Annotated in this window: 12 protein-coding genes; 7 read left to right on the top strand and 5 right to left on the bottom strand. The window is 66.2% G+C overall.

The features are described 5' to 3' along the window. Genes BST42_RS19850 through BST42_RS19830 form a run of 5 tightly spaced genes read right to left on the bottom strand, consistent with a single transcriptional unit; the run spans position 1 to position 4,950 of the window. Entirely contained in the window at positions 1-1,041 is a 1,041-nt protein-coding gene (locus BST42_RS19850; protein WP_083121029.1) for an MlaD family protein, read from the bottom strand. Then, positions 1,041-2,051 carry an MlaD family protein gene (locus BST42_RS19845; protein WP_083121028.1) on the bottom strand — a complete coding sequence of 337 codons (1,011 nt, stop codon included), beginning with the start codon at positions 2,049-2,051 and terminating at the stop codon, positions 1,041-1,043. Before BST42_RS19845 ends, BST42_RS19850 begins: the two co-directional genes overlap by 1 nt. After that, positions 2,048-3,100 carry an MlaD family protein gene (locus BST42_RS19840; protein WP_083121027.1) on the bottom strand — a complete coding sequence of 351 codons (1,053 nt, stop codon included), beginning with the start codon at positions 3,098-3,100 and terminating at the stop codon, positions 2,048-2,050. Before BST42_RS19840 ends, BST42_RS19845 begins: the two co-directional genes overlap by 4 nt. 3 nt (positions 3,101-3,103) lie before the next feature. Further along, the gene (locus BST42_RS19835; RefSeq protein WP_083121026.1) at positions 3,104-3,973 is read right to left on the bottom strand and encodes an MlaE family ABC transporter permease; all 870 of its coding nucleotides are present in this window, start codon (positions 3,971-3,973) and stop codon (positions 3,104-3,106) included. Further along, positions 3,973-4,950 carry an MlaE family ABC transporter permease gene (locus tag BST42_RS19830; protein WP_083121025.1) on the bottom strand — a complete coding sequence of 326 codons (978 nt, stop codon included), beginning with the start codon at positions 4,948-4,950 and terminating at the stop codon, positions 3,973-3,975. Before BST42_RS19830 ends, BST42_RS19835 begins: the two co-directional genes overlap by 1 nt. Positions 4,951-5,605: 655 nt before the next feature. Here BST42_RS19830 and BST42_RS19825 point away from each other — a divergent pair. From BST42_RS19825 to BST42_RS19795, 7 genes are read left to right on the top strand one after another with little or no spacing between them, the layout of a single operon-like run. Then, positions 5,606-7,288 carry a thiamine pyrophosphate-binding protein gene (locus BST42_RS19825; RefSeq protein ID WP_083121024.1) on the top strand — a complete coding sequence of 561 codons (1,683 nt, stop codon included), beginning with the start codon at positions 5,606-5,608 and terminating at the stop codon, positions 7,286-7,288. Next, a complete protein-coding gene (locus BST42_RS19820; protein WP_083121023.1) occupies positions 7,285-7,971 on the top strand; it encodes an SRPBCC family protein in 687 nt (228 codons plus the stop codon). The genes BST42_RS19825 and BST42_RS19820 overlap by 4 nt, the downstream gene beginning before the upstream one ends. After that, on the top strand, positions 7,968-8,990 hold the full coding sequence (locus BST42_RS19815) for a 3-oxoacyl-ACP synthase III family protein (protein WP_083121022.1): 1,023 nt from the start codon (positions 7,968-7,970) through the stop codon (positions 8,988-8,990). The genes BST42_RS19820 and BST42_RS19815 overlap by 4 nt, the downstream gene beginning before the upstream one ends. Then, entirely contained in the window at positions 8,987-9,244 is a 258-nt protein-coding gene (locus tag BST42_RS19810) for an acyl carrier protein (protein ID WP_083121021.1), read from the top strand. Before BST42_RS19815 ends, BST42_RS19810 begins: the two co-directional genes overlap by 4 nt. Next, the gene (locus tag BST42_RS19805) at positions 9,241-10,851 is read left to right on the top strand and encodes an AMP-binding protein (RefSeq protein ID WP_083121020.1); all 1,611 of its coding nucleotides are present in this window, start codon (positions 9,241-9,243) and stop codon (positions 10,849-10,851) included. The genes BST42_RS19810 and BST42_RS19805 overlap by 4 nt, the downstream gene beginning before the upstream one ends. Next, positions 10,845-13,055 carry an MMPL family transporter gene (locus BST42_RS19800; protein WP_083121128.1) on the top strand — a complete coding sequence of 737 codons (2,211 nt, stop codon included), beginning with the start codon at positions 10,845-10,847 and terminating at the stop codon, positions 13,053-13,055. Before BST42_RS19805 ends, BST42_RS19800 begins: the two co-directional genes overlap by 7 nt. Next, positions 13,048-14,154: a methyltransferase gene (locus BST42_RS19795; protein ID WP_083121019.1), complete on the top strand. Its 1,107-nt coding sequence runs from the start codon at positions 13,048-13,050 to the stop codon at positions 14,152-14,154. Before BST42_RS19800 ends, BST42_RS19795 begins: the two co-directional genes overlap by 8 nt. Positions 14,155-14,170: the final 16 nt, after the last annotated feature.

The raw sequence follows: 14,170 nt of genomic DNA, 5'->3' as shown, positions 1-14,170 counted from the left end.
TCAGCAGGTCTTCATGATGTTGGGGAGGCAGAGGTCCTGACCGGGGACCAACCGGTTGTGTTGGTCGAAGGTGACACCGTTGCCGCTGAGCATGGGTCCGATGATGTTGAGTGTCTGCCCGAGACCGTCCAGGGCCATGCCCCAGCGTTCGGGATGGGCCGCCAGCGTGTCGCTGATGTCTTCGATTCCCTCGGCGATGGGCATCACATCTTTGCCGTACCACATCGTGAGCCGGTCGAGGACGCGGGTCAATTCCTTGATCAGGGCGAAGAATTCGACGATATCGACGGCCTTGGCGGTGTACATCTTGCCGAGGATGTCGAACTGCTCGAACAGTGTGATGAGCTGGGCACGTCCTGCCGTCATGGCTCGCAGCCCGTCGTTGACGAAGTCGAGGCCGCGGTGAAAGTCGGTGGTGGATCTGCTCATCGATTCGGTCAACCGGTCGGCGGATTGGAGTAGGTTGCGCACCGCGTCGGGATACCGGTTCGCTGCGTTGGCGACTTCGGCGAAGGTGTCGTGGATGACCTGGCCGTCGACTTCTTTCACCACCGGGGTGGCCGCCTGGATGATGTCGTTGACCTCGAACGGCAGGGTGACCCGCTGCGGGGGAATACCGTTGCGGCCCAGCGGAGCTGTCCCCTTGGGGTCCAGCGCGACATAGTGGCCGCCCAGCGGGGTCAGCAACTTGATCTCGAGGGTGGAGTCCGAGCCGACTCTCACCGAGTTCTCGACGTCGAACTTCATTTCGACCAGAGCGCCGTCGAGGCGGACGCTGGTGACCTTGCCGACCGCGATGCCGGCCACTCGAACCTGGTCACCGGCGCGCAGCCCTGCGGAGTTCGGCATGTGCGCGGTGTAGCCCGCCTCGTCGGCCGGATTCAGGTAGGCCATCGCGGTGCCGGCGAGCGCGGCGATGATGACGACGACACCGATGATTCCGTTGCGGCGGTTGCGATTGGCGGCGGCGCGTTCATCCCGTGCGCCCTGGCGGCCGCCGATCTTGGCGCGCAAGGTGGTCAGGTGCTTGTCTAGTTGCATTACCGGCACACCACCAGGTTCTGCTGCGCGAAGGAGACCTGGCCGATCCCTGGGAGCGTGACCTCGCCGCGTGAGCAGGAGAACGTCGGGGTTGCCGGCTGTTCGTCCACCAGCCAGTCCCGCATGCCCTGGATCAACGACGGCGCAAGTGAGAGGCCCGCGATGATGGTCGGGGTCTGCGGCCACATCCGGCTGCTGAGGTCGTAGAGCGGGCCGGTCGTCCCATCGAAGGTGTGCTCGAAATACTGCATGACGTGGGTGGTGTTCCGCAGGACCGGCAGGCCGCTGTCCAGCGATTGACGGAATTCTTCTGCCTTGGAGCCGAATTGGGCGAGCACCACGTTGAGCTGGGAGATGAGCTGGAACAGTTGTCCGGACTTGCCGCCGAGATCTTGGGAGATCGCGCTGAGGTTGCGGATCATGGTGGTGATGACGAGCTGGCGGTCCACCGCCAGCGTGGAGATTTCGTCGAGGTCGTGCAGGAACGGACCGATGCCCGATTCGTCACCCTGAATCAGCCGCAGCAGGTTCTCGCCCAACAGGTTGAACTGGGCGGGGTCGAGGGTCTGGAAGATCGGCTGAAATCCGTTGAACAGCTTGGCCACGTCGAACGACGGGATGGTCTGCCCGAGGGGAATAGTGCCCCCCTCCGGCAGCCGGTTGTCGGGTTTGGCCGGCTGGACGAGTTCCACGTAGCGCTGCCCGATCAGGGTTTGATAGCGCACCGCGGCGACGGTGTTGGTGTAGACCGGGTGGTCGGCCTGGGCGGTGAAATCGACCTTGGCCACCCGCCCGTCGAGCCGGATGGTTTGCACCTTGCCGACCTGAACGCCAGATATGCGGACGTCGTCACCGACATAGAGGCCCGACACATCCGAAAACGTGGCGGTATAACCGGTCAGTGCTCCGGTGACCGGACTGCGTAGGGCGGTCAGCACGATGAGCGTGCACACCACCGCGACCGCCGTGAAGACTGTCAGCCAGAACACCGACTTGGTCACGCTTCTCACCGGCCACCGCCTTGCGGGGGCACCGCGGCGGGAGCCTCCGCAGGCAACGCGGCGGCGAGCCCGGGCATGGTGTCGAGGGTCAGCTCGAGATTCAACCTGACCTTGCCGTTGATGATCGGAAACGCCGTGCTGGTGCGGTCCAACAGACCTGAGATTCGGTCGTACGCAGGCGACATGCTTCCGGTCATGTACGCGTATGGCACAAAGACGCTCATGATGCCGCCGAACAGCGGGACGAGCCACGAGATGTGCTTGGCGAAGATCCCGTCGGTGGTGAAGAGCAGCTTCGCCAGCTGGTCCATGATCAGATTCATCCGGTCCACGCCGTCCGGGTGCGCCAGGAACTCCATCCCGTTGAGCAGGTCGTAGGCCAGGCTGACCAGCGGAACGGCGTCGCTGACCCCGTTGACCACCGAGGCGAGCACCGAAAGCGACTGTGAGAACGGCACTTTCTGCGAGTCGGTGACCATCTTGATCAGATCGAAGTAGGACCGGGTGACCGGCTCGGTGAGGTCGGCGTGCTTACGCACGATCGCGATGATGTGGTCGATATCGGGCGAGTCCATGATCCGGCCGAACTTCTGACCTTGGCGCAACAGCCCGGTGATGGAGGCCGAGCGCACGTTGGTGTCGACCGTCAGCGTCTGGTTCGACCCCAGCCTCGGGCCGGTTCCGCTGCTGACCAATTCGACGGCGGCCAGCCCAAAGGTGTTGGACGAGGTGAAGTTCGCGGTGGTGTCGGCCGCCAAGGCCGCTGCCTGGCGCGGCTCGAGTTCGAGGGTGATCTTCTGCTTGTTGAACCCGGCCGATTGCAGTGTCTTCACCGAACCGATGGTCAGGCCTCGGAACTTCACTTCCGCACCCGGGGTCAGACCCTCGCCGAGCTTGTCGGCCATCACCGTCAGCTTGAATGTGTCGGCGTAGCCGCCGGTTCCGAGTTGGTAGAGGACAGTTCCCGCGACCAGCAACACGATCGCGGCGATGAGGCCGCGGATGCGCAACGCGCGCGACGTGGGCCTGCGCCCGCCCTGGTCGGCAGATGCAAACATGCCCTATCCCGAGATCCGAATCCCGGGGCTGTTGCCCCAGAACAGCAGTGTCAGAACCATATCCGCGGCGACTACCGTGACGATGCTGGCCCGGATGGCCCGTCCGGACGCGCGTCCGACACCTTCGGGACCGCCGACCGCGTAGTAGCCCTGGTAGCCGTGGATGGCGATGATCAGCGTCACGAAGATGACCGCCTTGAGCACCGAGAACACGACGTCCGACGGTTGGATGAACGAGTCGAAATAGTGGTAGTAGGTGCCCGACGACTGGCCGTGCATGACGTTGACCACCAGCGCGCACGACACGTAGCTCAGCGCCAGCGTCACCACGTACAGCGGGATGATGGTCAGCATGCCGGCGATCACCCGGGTGGTGACGACGAACGGGATCGACCGGATGCCAAGCGCTTCCAGCGCGTCGATCTCCTCGGAGATCCGCATCGCGCCGATCTCGGCGGTCATCCGGCAGCCGGCTTGGGCGGCGAAGCCGATCCCGGCGATCATCGGCGCCATCTCCCGGGTGTTGGCGTACGCGGAGACGAAACCGGTCAGCGGGCCCATCCCGACCATGTCGAGGGCGCTGTAGCCCTCGATCCCCACCGACCCGCCGACTGCGGTGCCCATGAAGATCAGCACACCGATGGTGCCGCCGCCGACAATCAGTGATCCGTTGCCCCACATCACGTCGACCAGCAGCACCCCGGTCTGGTGCCGGTAGTGCTTGAGGGTGTGCGGGATCGCGCCGAGCACCTGGGCCAGGAAGCTGACTTGATGCCCGAGGCGCTGGATCACCGAGTCGCCTTGGTCGGCGATCCACAGCGGAGCCCGTAGGGCATGGGGAATGTGCCGTGACGGCGTTGCGACCCGAGCCATCAGCCCATCCTCAGCGGCATCGACATCGAGACGCCCTGGGTGATGATGAGGTTGAGGACGAACACGGCCACCACGCCGATCACCACCGACGCGTTGACGGCGTCGGCCACGCCACGCGCCCCGCCGGTGGCCTCCAGGCCGCGCTGGCAGGCCACCAGGATCACGACCACGCCGAACAGCCAGGTCTTCACCATCGCCACGATCACGTCGTTGACACTGGCGAACGAGGCGAAGGACGCGATGTAGCTGCCGGGCGTGCCGGACTGGAAGCCGACGTTGATCGCGTAACCGGCAGCCAGCCCCATGAAGATGATGAAGGCACACAGCACCGGCGCCACAAAGACGATCGCGGCAAGACGGGGAGTGACGAGGCGCTGCACCGGGTCGACGCCCATCACCCGCAACGCGTCGACCTCTTCGCGGATGGTGCGGGCACCGAGATCGGTGGCCACTGCCGAGCCGGCCGCCCCGCCGAGCAGCAGTGCCGCCACCATCGGTGCGCCTTGCCGGATCACCCCCAGACCGCCGGCGGCGCCCGACACCGAGGAGGCCCCGACCTGCTGGATGAAGTTGCCGACCTGCACGGCCACGATCACGCCGAAGGGTATGGACACCAACAGCGCCGGGATCGCCGTGACGCTGATGATGAACCAGGCTTGGTTGATGGTGTCTCGCCACGGATGGCGCAACCGGATGAGGTCGGTGATGAGGAAGCCGAACGCTTGTGCGCCGAGGCCGAAGAACCGACCCAATGTCTGCAGCGACGAATCAGTTCGGGACAGGAAGCGCCGGAAGGGCCGGCTCAGTATGTCGGCGACCTGGCGGCCCAACGGTGCTTCCGCTGGGGCCGGGGGATCGACGGGCGGCTCGGAGGTGGCGGCTGCCACGAATGCGTCGATATCGACGCACGCAAGTTCGCTGGCTTCTGTCTCGGTCGCTGCTTGGGCCGCAGTCGCGTCATCGACACCTGCGGTCAACGGCAGGCACCTCCTTAATCGCTGGCACGGCCAGTTACCCCAGCAAAGTTCGAGCTTGGTTGATGCGCGTTTACCAGCGGTACGAGTACGTGCGTTGTACCAGCGGCGGCGGGCATGTGTTCACGGAAAGAAGACCAGTGTGATGTACGCCACATTCGAGCGTCAAGCTCTATTCGCGTCGTCGAGCGATGGCCGCGGACGTCACTTTCCTGCGGAAGTGTCAATAACGTGCACGGATGCGGCTGTTGATCGTCTGTGGCGGTAAGTCCGCAGCACGGGTGAAGGTTTTGGCCCGTCGACGCTCGGCGCCGGCCGCCGCGCGGGTGGCCGGAACACCCGGGAAATGCACAGGAATTTGCCAGCGGGTCAAATTGCTGCGCGGTGACCCGCGTCGCCCCGTGGCGACCGCGTCGCTGACCACCCGAGTCGGGCCGGTCGATCGGTAGCGGTACCGCGGACCGCCGTGTCCACATTTCGCGCGACTGTCGCCGACGGACAGTCCGGGCAAATGCGGTACGGCTGTCTGTGAGATCACCAAACCCCGGCGACGACGAGCGCACCTGCACTAGGGTTCGTCCAAGTTGGACACACTGAGTGGGGGCTATGGCGAGCGCTGTTTCTGGACACGTGCCGGGGGCGATCGCGCTCGAACGACATGCCGGTCGGCTCTGAGCGCAACGGCGCGGGGGATGGGCGCACGCGAGTAGTCGATTACATCGCCGAGCGCCTCGTTCGCCGCGGCGTTCGCCATGTGTTCGGCGTGGACGGCGCCAACATCGAGGATTTCTACGACGCCGCCCACGCCTGTCCGGACCTCACCGCGGTGGTGGCCAAGCATGAGTTCTCCGCGGCGGCCATGGCAGACGCCTACAGCCGGGCCGGCGCCGGTATCGGCGTCGTCGTCGCCACCTCCGGCGGCGGAGCGCTGAACACCATCCCGGGACTGGGGGAGTCATTCGCCAGTCGGGTGCCGGTGCTTGCGCTGATCGGCCAACCGGCGACGACGTCGGACGGACTCGGCTCCTTTCAGGACACCAGCGGCGTCAACGGAGCCCTGCCTGGCGAAGCACTGTTCGCGGCGGTCTCGGTGTTCTGTGAACGGGTTGCGACGGCAGCCGACATCTCGACCGCGCTGCCCCGAGCGATCTCGGCCGCGACAAGCATCGGCGGTCCTGCGGTCCTGCTGTTGCCCAAGGACATTCAGCAGGCCGTGGTGCAGCCGGCCCATGATGATCCGGTCGCCGAGGTGGCACCCGCGGCTGAGGATCTCGCGGCGTTGGTTCAGCTGCTGCGCAGCGCCGACGGGCCGGTGACGATCATCGCCGGTGACCAGGTTGCCCGCGACGACGCCCGGGCCGAACTCGAGACGCTTCGCGCTGTCCTGCAGGCGGACGTCGCCACCGTGCCCGACGCGAAGGACACCGCGGCCGAGTCGTTGGGCGTCGCCGGGGTGATGGGTCATCCGGCAGTGGTTGCGGCACTGGGCAGCAGCGCCCTGTGCCTGCTGATCGGCACCCGGCTACCGCTGATGACCCGCGGCGGTCTGGACGCAGCACTGGGTGCCGTGCCGATCGCGTCGATCGGTGCCAGGGTTCCCTACCTGCGGTGTACGCACGCCGAAAGCCATGATCTCCGTAGCTCACTGAGCCGCCTGACGACCGCCATGGCTGACGCGGACAGGCGTATGCCGGCCTCGAACCCCGTCCGCGGCGAGCTGACGCCGCCAGATCATGCCGGCGCGGGAGTGCGCTACCGCGACGCGATGCGGGCACTGGACGGGTTGCTGCCACACGATGCCGACATCGTCGTGGACGCGGGCAATATCGGTGCGGCCGCGATCCACTGGCTGCCGGTGCGACGCGACGGCCGTTTCCTGGTTGCCCTCGGAATGGGCGGCATGGGCTACAGCTTCGGCGCAGGCATCGGCATGGCCTTCGCCCGCAACCGCCGTACCGTCGTCATCGCCGGCGATGGCTCATTCTTCATGCACGGCATGGAAATTCACACTGCGCTGCACTACCGGCTTCCGGTGACGTTCCTGTTGTTCGACAACCACGCGCACGCCATGTGCGTCACCCGCGAGCAGCTGTTCTACGGCGACGGCTACAGCTACAACCGGTTCGGCCCCAGCCGGTTGGGCGCGGGCCTGTCGGCCATGTTCCCCGCCCTGCCGTCGGTGGATGTCACCGACATCGGCGAGCTCGGCGTGGCTGTCACCGCAGCGCTCGACGCCGACGGCCCGTCCGTGGTGTCGGTGGAGTGCTCGGCCGACGAAATCCCGCCCTTCACAGCATTTTTGGACATGAAACCACAGCTGGACACCGGGAGAAGCCGATGACACTGCCTGCGCTCGAGGACATCGCCGCACACCACAATGATCAGATCGGGGCAGGCGCCGACCCGATCCCGGGACTCATGCGCATCGAGACCTCGCCCCGGGAGAAAGCCACCCCGGTCCTGATGGAGATGATCCACGCGGTGTATCCGCACGACGAGATCTTCGGCGAGTTCTGCACCGTCAACGACTACATCGACTGCCCGCCCGACGAGCTGTTCGACTATCTCGCGGACACCCGGTCCCTGGAGGAACGGACCTACAGTCTGCGGGGTTTCACCCCCACCGAGGAGGACGGCCTGTGGCTGGCCTATGACCGGCTGGGCACCGAGACCGAGATCTATACCCGCACGGTGGCCAACCGGGATGCCCGCACCGTGGACTACCACTGCGCCTGGGACCAGGGGCGGCACCTGTGGATGATCTATCTGATGCGGGTGGTCGACGCGCAGGTGGTGTTCAACAAGCCTGGTTCGGTGGTGCTGTGGACGAACTGCCACCACCCGTTCTACGACGAGAACCCGTACCCGGATGCCGCCCCGCCGCAGCGACCGGTCTGGGTGGGGGACTTCTGGGACATGTTCGGCGCCGGGCACCTGCTGGAGTTGAAGAATCTCAAGGCGATTGCCGAGTACCGCCACCGTAACGGCTTGCCGATCACTCCGGACTGGATGCGCGCATCATGAGCCAGCCCACGGTCAGCCTGATCGACGTCGCCACCTATCTGCCCGAGAACCGTGTTCCCGCACAGTGGTACACCCAATTCAGCGGCGACGACGACATGCGGGACAACCCGATGTTCCGGCCGCCGGACTACCGGCACCATGCGGCCGACGACGAGTCCAACGTCGACATGATCCAGCGTGCCGTCGGCGCACTGATCGACCGACACGGACCCGCGGTGCTCGACGATGTCGATGTGCTGCTTACCCATTCGCAACTGCCGGATCTGCCGATCCTCGGTGCCGGCGGCGAAGTCGCCAAGCGGCTGGGCATCAGCCCCGAGTGGATCATCGACGTCCACAACGGCGGCTGCGCGGCATTTGTGTTGATGCTCAAGCTCGCCCGCCAGCTGTTGGCCGGTGGAGCCGGGCGCACCGCACTGATCGCGGTCGCGCAGAACGCCGCAGGCAAGATCTTCGAGCAGGACCAGGTACGCAAGCTCGCCCAGGCGTCGGTGCCCGGCGACGGCGCGGCAGTCGGGCTGGTCACCGTGTCGGAAAGCTCGCCGGTGCTCGACATCGAATGCCGCTACTTCGGCGAGAACGCCACCGACATGACGTTGGCCGCCGATCCCGCGCGGCGCTGGTGGGAGGCAGGCCCCGGGCAGGGCTACGTCGGGTTCAACGAGGGCAAGATCATCAAGGTTCTGGCCCGCGGCAACCGGCAGGTCCCCCAGGTGGTGCGCGCGGTGTGCGACCGGATCGGCGTGAAGCCGGGCGACCTGGACCTGCTGGTGACCAACCAGCCCAACCGGCTGTTGCTGCGGAATTGGAATGAGGCACTTGGCATTTCACCCGATCGTCATCGCGACACATTCCAGGAGTGCGGCAACCTGTTCGCCGTCGCCATCCCGGTGAACTTGGAGGCGGCGATCCTCGATGGCCAGATCGGTGCCGGCGATATCGTGATGATGGCCGGGTTCGCGCACGCCGGAGATTTCGCGGGCGCCGCTGCCATCCAGTGGGGCGGAACCCGGACATGACGCAGCCGGCCACCCTGGACGCAGTCGTCGACGACATCATCGGCCTGATCACGGCCGAAACCGATTGCGCCACAGCGTTGACCGTCGACTCGGGACTGCAGGATGCGGGCATGGACTCGGCCCGGGTGCTGTCGCTGGTGTTCCGGATCGAAGCCCGCTACGACATCGAACTGGACGCCGAGGACGGCGACGACCTGCGCACCGTCGGCGATTTGGCCCGGCTGGTGCTGCGTCGCATCCAGGAACGGCCATGATCGGCGCCCCGGCGATCCGGCCCAAGTTCGAGACGCTGACCGAGATGCTCGATGCAGCAGCCCTGAGCGGCCACAGCCTGATCTTCGTCGACCGCAACGAGACTGACACCACCATCCCGATGGCCGATATCGCCCGGCGGGCGCGTTCGGTCGCGGCCGGCCTGCACGACAACGGCATCCTGCCCGGCGATCGGGTCGCGTTGGTACTGCCCACCGGCGCGGAATTCGTCGCCTGCTTCTTCGGCGCCCTCTACGCCGGCGCCATCCCGGTACCGCTGTACCCCCCGGTGCGGCTGGGCAAGCTCGACGAGTACCGGCATCGCACCGCCGCGATGCTGCAGGCCGTCGGAGCGGTCGTGGTGGTCACCGAGGATCGCATTCGTCCGCTGCTCGAGGCCGCCGGGACGTGTTGCCGGACGGCTGCCGAACTCGACGGATCAGGTCATCGTGACATCGATGCGTCCGCCGATGACGTTGCGCTGATCCAGTTCTCCTCCGGCACCACCCATGACCCGAAACCGGTCGCGCTCACGCATCGCAACCTGCTGTCCAACCTCGCGGCGATCGCGGACTACTTCGCCGCGGCGGGCATGCCCGATCAGGTCGGTGTCACGTGGCTGCCGCTTTATCACGACATGGGACTGATCGGGAACTTGCTGAGCGCGTTCTATCTTCCGCGGCCGCTGGTGTTGCTACCGCCGGAACTCTTCCTGGCCGTCCCCGCGGCGTGGTTGCGCGCGATCTCACGGCACCGCGGAACAGTCACCGCCGCACCGAACTTCGCGTTCGGCCTGTGTCTCAAGCGGATCCGTGATGAGGAACTCGATGGTGTCGACCTGAGTTCGTGGCGACTGTGTCTGAACGGCGCCGAGCTGACCAGCGCCGAGGTCCAGCGCCGATTCAGTGCGCGGTTCGCGCGTTGGGGGTTCGACGCCCGGGCAGTCACGCCGGTTTACGGCTTGGCCGAAGCGTCGCTCGCGGTCACGTTCACGCCGGCCGGCGCGATGTTCGGCGTGCACCAACTCGGTGACAGGGAGCTGGTGAGTACGGGCCGTCCGCTGGCCGGTGTGGAGGTGGAGATCCGTGACGACGATTCCCGGCCGTTGCCCGACGGCGAGGTGGGACACATCTTCGTTCGCGGACCCAGCGTGATGGCCGGTTATTTCGGCCGTGCCGACCTCACCGCGCAGGTCCTGTCGGGCGGTTGGCTGGACTGCGGCGACGTCGGATTCGTCCACGACGGTGAGCTTTTCGTGTGCGGCCGCACCAAGGAGACCGTGATCATCCGCGGCGCGAACCACGCACCACAGGATTTCGAGGCCGCCCTCGACGGGCTGGCCGGCGTCCGCGCCGGGTGCGCGGTCGCGGTGGGGTACGTTCCCCCCGATGCGCACGACGAGGCACTGGCGATGCTCGTCGAGACCACCCCGGACGCACCCGAGGATCTGGCGAGCGATGTCGCGGCCCGGGTGCTGCAGCACACCGGCATCGCCGTCGGGCACGTCGAACTGCTGGCACCGGGCACCCTGCCACGGACGTCGAGCGGGAAGATGCGCCGCCTCGAAGCGCGCACCCAATGGCTGGCGGGGACCTTGTCGCCGTGTTAGCCGGTATCGCGCGGCTGGCGATGCGTGCTCCGCGGCGGATGATCGCGCTCGCGCTGATCGTCGTCGCGGGAGCGGCGGCATTCGGCATTCCGGTGGCGGGCCGGCTCTCCGCTGGCGGGCTCACCGATCCCGGCGCCCAATCGTCACAAGTGAAAGCTTTGCTGGCCAGCACTTTCGGCCAGGGTGACATGCCGCTGCTGATTACTGTCAGCTCGCCCGATGGGGTCAATTCCGCTGCGGCGCGCACAGTGGGGACCGATATTGTGCGGACCCTCACCCGGTCTCCCACTGTCGCGACGGTGACCTCGCCGTGGACCGCTCCGCCGTCGGCCGCCACATCGCTGATCAGCAAGGACGGCACGGTCGGCGTCGTCGTCGCCGGTATCACCGGCGGCGATAACAGCGCACCCAAGAATGCCGGGGCACTGATCAGTGCGGTGGCTCACGACCGCGACGGTGTGACCGTGCGGGCGGGTGGCGAGTCGGCCATGATGCTGGAGATCAACCAGCAGAGTGAAAGAGACCTGAAGGTCATGGAGGGCATTGCGATTCCACTGAGCTTCCTGGTTCTGGTGTGGGTGTTCGGCGGTCTGGTGGCGGCATCGCTGCCCTTGGCGGTCGGCGCGGTCGCGATCTTCGGCGCGATGGCGGTGCTACATGCGATCACTTTCGCCACCGATGTCTCGATCTTCGCCCTCAATCTCGCTGTCGCCCTTGGTCTGGCGCTGGCGATCGACTACACGCTGTTGCTGCTGAGCCGCTTTCGCGACGAATTGGCAGGTGGTGCGAGCCGTGATCGTGCCCTGATGCGCACCATGATGTCTGCCGGGCGGACGGTGTTGTTCTCCGCGATGACCGTCGCACTGTCGATGTCGGCGATGGTGCTGTTCCCCATCTATGCCCTCAAATCCTTCGGCTACGCGGGCGTCGCCGTCGTCGCATGCGCCTCTCTTGCCGCGGTTTTCGTAACCCCGGCGGCCATCGTGTTGCTCGGCGACCGGTTGGACTCGCTGAATCTTCGCCGGTGGCTACGACGCCAGGCCGTGGCCGCGCGTCCGATCGAGGAGGGCGCCTGGTATCGGGTGGCCATGTTCTCGATGCGCAACGCGGTGCCGGTCGGGCTGGTCATCGTAGCGCTGTTGACGGTGCTCGGCGCGCCGTTCCTCGGCGTCAAATGGGGAGTGCCCGACGACCGTGTCCTGCCGACATCGAGTTCGGCCCATCTGGTCGGTGACCAGCTGCGCACACAGTTCGCCGCCGACCTGGCCAAGAACGTGACCGTCGTCATCCCGGATCTCAGTGGTGTCGCCCCCGCACAGCTCGACGCTTATGCCGCTGAGCTGTCGCGGGTGTCGGGTGTGTCCTCGGTCTCCTCTCCCGGCGCGACGTTTGTCGGCGGTGCCTCCGTCGGTCCGCCGACGGCGGCGACCGCGATCGCGAACAACGGCGCGTTCCTCACCGTCACCAGTACCGCACCGTTGTACTCCCAGGCATCCGAGACCTTGCTCGATCAGTTGCAATCCGTGCCCACCCCGTCCGGTCATCGGGTGTTGATCGGCGGGACCCCTCAGGTCAACCGTGATACCGCCAGCGCCATCGCCTCCCGGCTCGGAATGGTTCTGGCGATCATCGCCGGAATCACGTTCGTGCTGCTGTTCCTCATGACCGGCAGCATCGTGGTACCGCTGAAGGCGTTGATCCTCAACGTCTTGTCGTTGACCGCCGCGTTCGGTGCGTTGGTGTGGATCTTCCAGGACGGCAACCTCGATGCCTTGGGCACGACCTCGACGGGCACTCTGGCGATCAGCATTCCGGTGTTGTTGTTCTGCATCGCCTTCGGGCTCTCGATGGACTATGAGGTGTTCCTGGTGTCGCGCATCCGCGAGTTCTGGCTGGCGAGCGCCAAGACCGCCGCCGACAATGACAGGAGCGTCGCCCTGGGACTCGCTCACACCGCGCGGGTGATCACGGCCGCGGCACTGATCATGGCGATCACGTTCGCGGCGCTTTCCGGTGCTCAGGTGTCCTTCCTGCGGATGTTGGGTGTCGGTCTGACGCTGGCGATCCTCGCCGACGCCACGCTGGTGCGCGTTCTGCTCGTGCCTGCCTTCATGCACTTGATGGGCCGCTTCAATTGGTGGGCGCCGAAGCCTTTGGCGCGCTTGCATGATCGGGTCGGAATCCGGGAGGCCTCGCATGCCTAGGAACGCCAAAGTGCCGCCAGCCGGATTGGCGCGTGCCGTCGAGTGGTTACGCCACTACCTGCTGCTGCTCCACCAGCGGATGCTGCCCGCACCGATGGCGATGATGGAACTGGTGGTGTCGGGGTGGCCTGCGCAAGCGATCACGACGGCCGCGCAGCTGGGTATCGCCGACGCGCTGGCAGGCGGGCCGCTGCCGATCGACGAGCTTGCCGCGCGGGTGGACGCGGACCCCGACGCGTTGCGGCGGCTGATGCGGGCACTGATCGGGCGGGGCATCTTCCGCCGGCGCCGCGATGGCCGATACGCACTGAATTCTCTTGCAGCCACCCTCCGCTCGGATGCGGCGATCTCGCTGAGAGGTGCGGCGATGTTCCAAGGCTCACAAGAGCAGCGGGAACGCTGGACATTGCTGACCGACTCGGTCCGAACGGGTGAGTCGATCGTCCCCGCCCTGAGGGGTATGGAAGGTTTCGACTACCTCGTCGAGATACCGGAGCATGCCAAGCTTTTCGATCAGACCATGACCAGCCTCGCCCAGATGACGCTGGCCGTCGTGGTGGCCGGCTACGACTTCGCCGCACACCGCACGATCGTCGACGTCGGTGGGGGACAGGGCGCGATGTTGGCCGCCATCCTGGCCAAAGCGCCGCGGGCGCGAGGGGTTCTCTACGATGTGCCTCGGGTTGTCGCCGGCGCGCCGGAGTTGTTGCGGGCCAGCGGTGTCGCTGACAGGGTGCAGATCGTCGAGGGCTCGTTCTTCGACCATGTGCCCGGCGGCGGTGATGCGTATCTGCTGAAGAACATCATTCACGACTGGGCCGACGACAGGGCGTTGCAGATCCTGCGCAATGTCCGGTCGGCGGCCGCTGCAGGCAGCACGGTGCTGCTGGTAGAGATGGTCGTCCGCGACAACGGGCGCGACGGGCCGGAGAACTGGGTGGATCTGGAGATGCTGCTGAACCTCGGATCCCGCGAACGGACGGCCGACGAATACCGAACCTTGTTGGCGCGCGCCGGTTTCCGGATGACTCGCGTGGTGCCGACTGCGTCACCGCTCTGCGTGGTGGAGGCCGTCGCCGATGAAGCCGGTCCTGGGTAGTCGAGGAGACTCAGGT

Source organism: Mycolicibacterium rhodesiae, assembly GCF_002086695.1.
In the GTDB taxonomy this organism is placed as follows: Bacteria; Actinomycetota; Actinomycetes; order Mycobacteriales; family Mycobacteriaceae; genus Mycobacterium; species Mycobacterium rhodesiae.
This window is presented reverse-complemented; position numbering and strand designations above follow the sequence as displayed.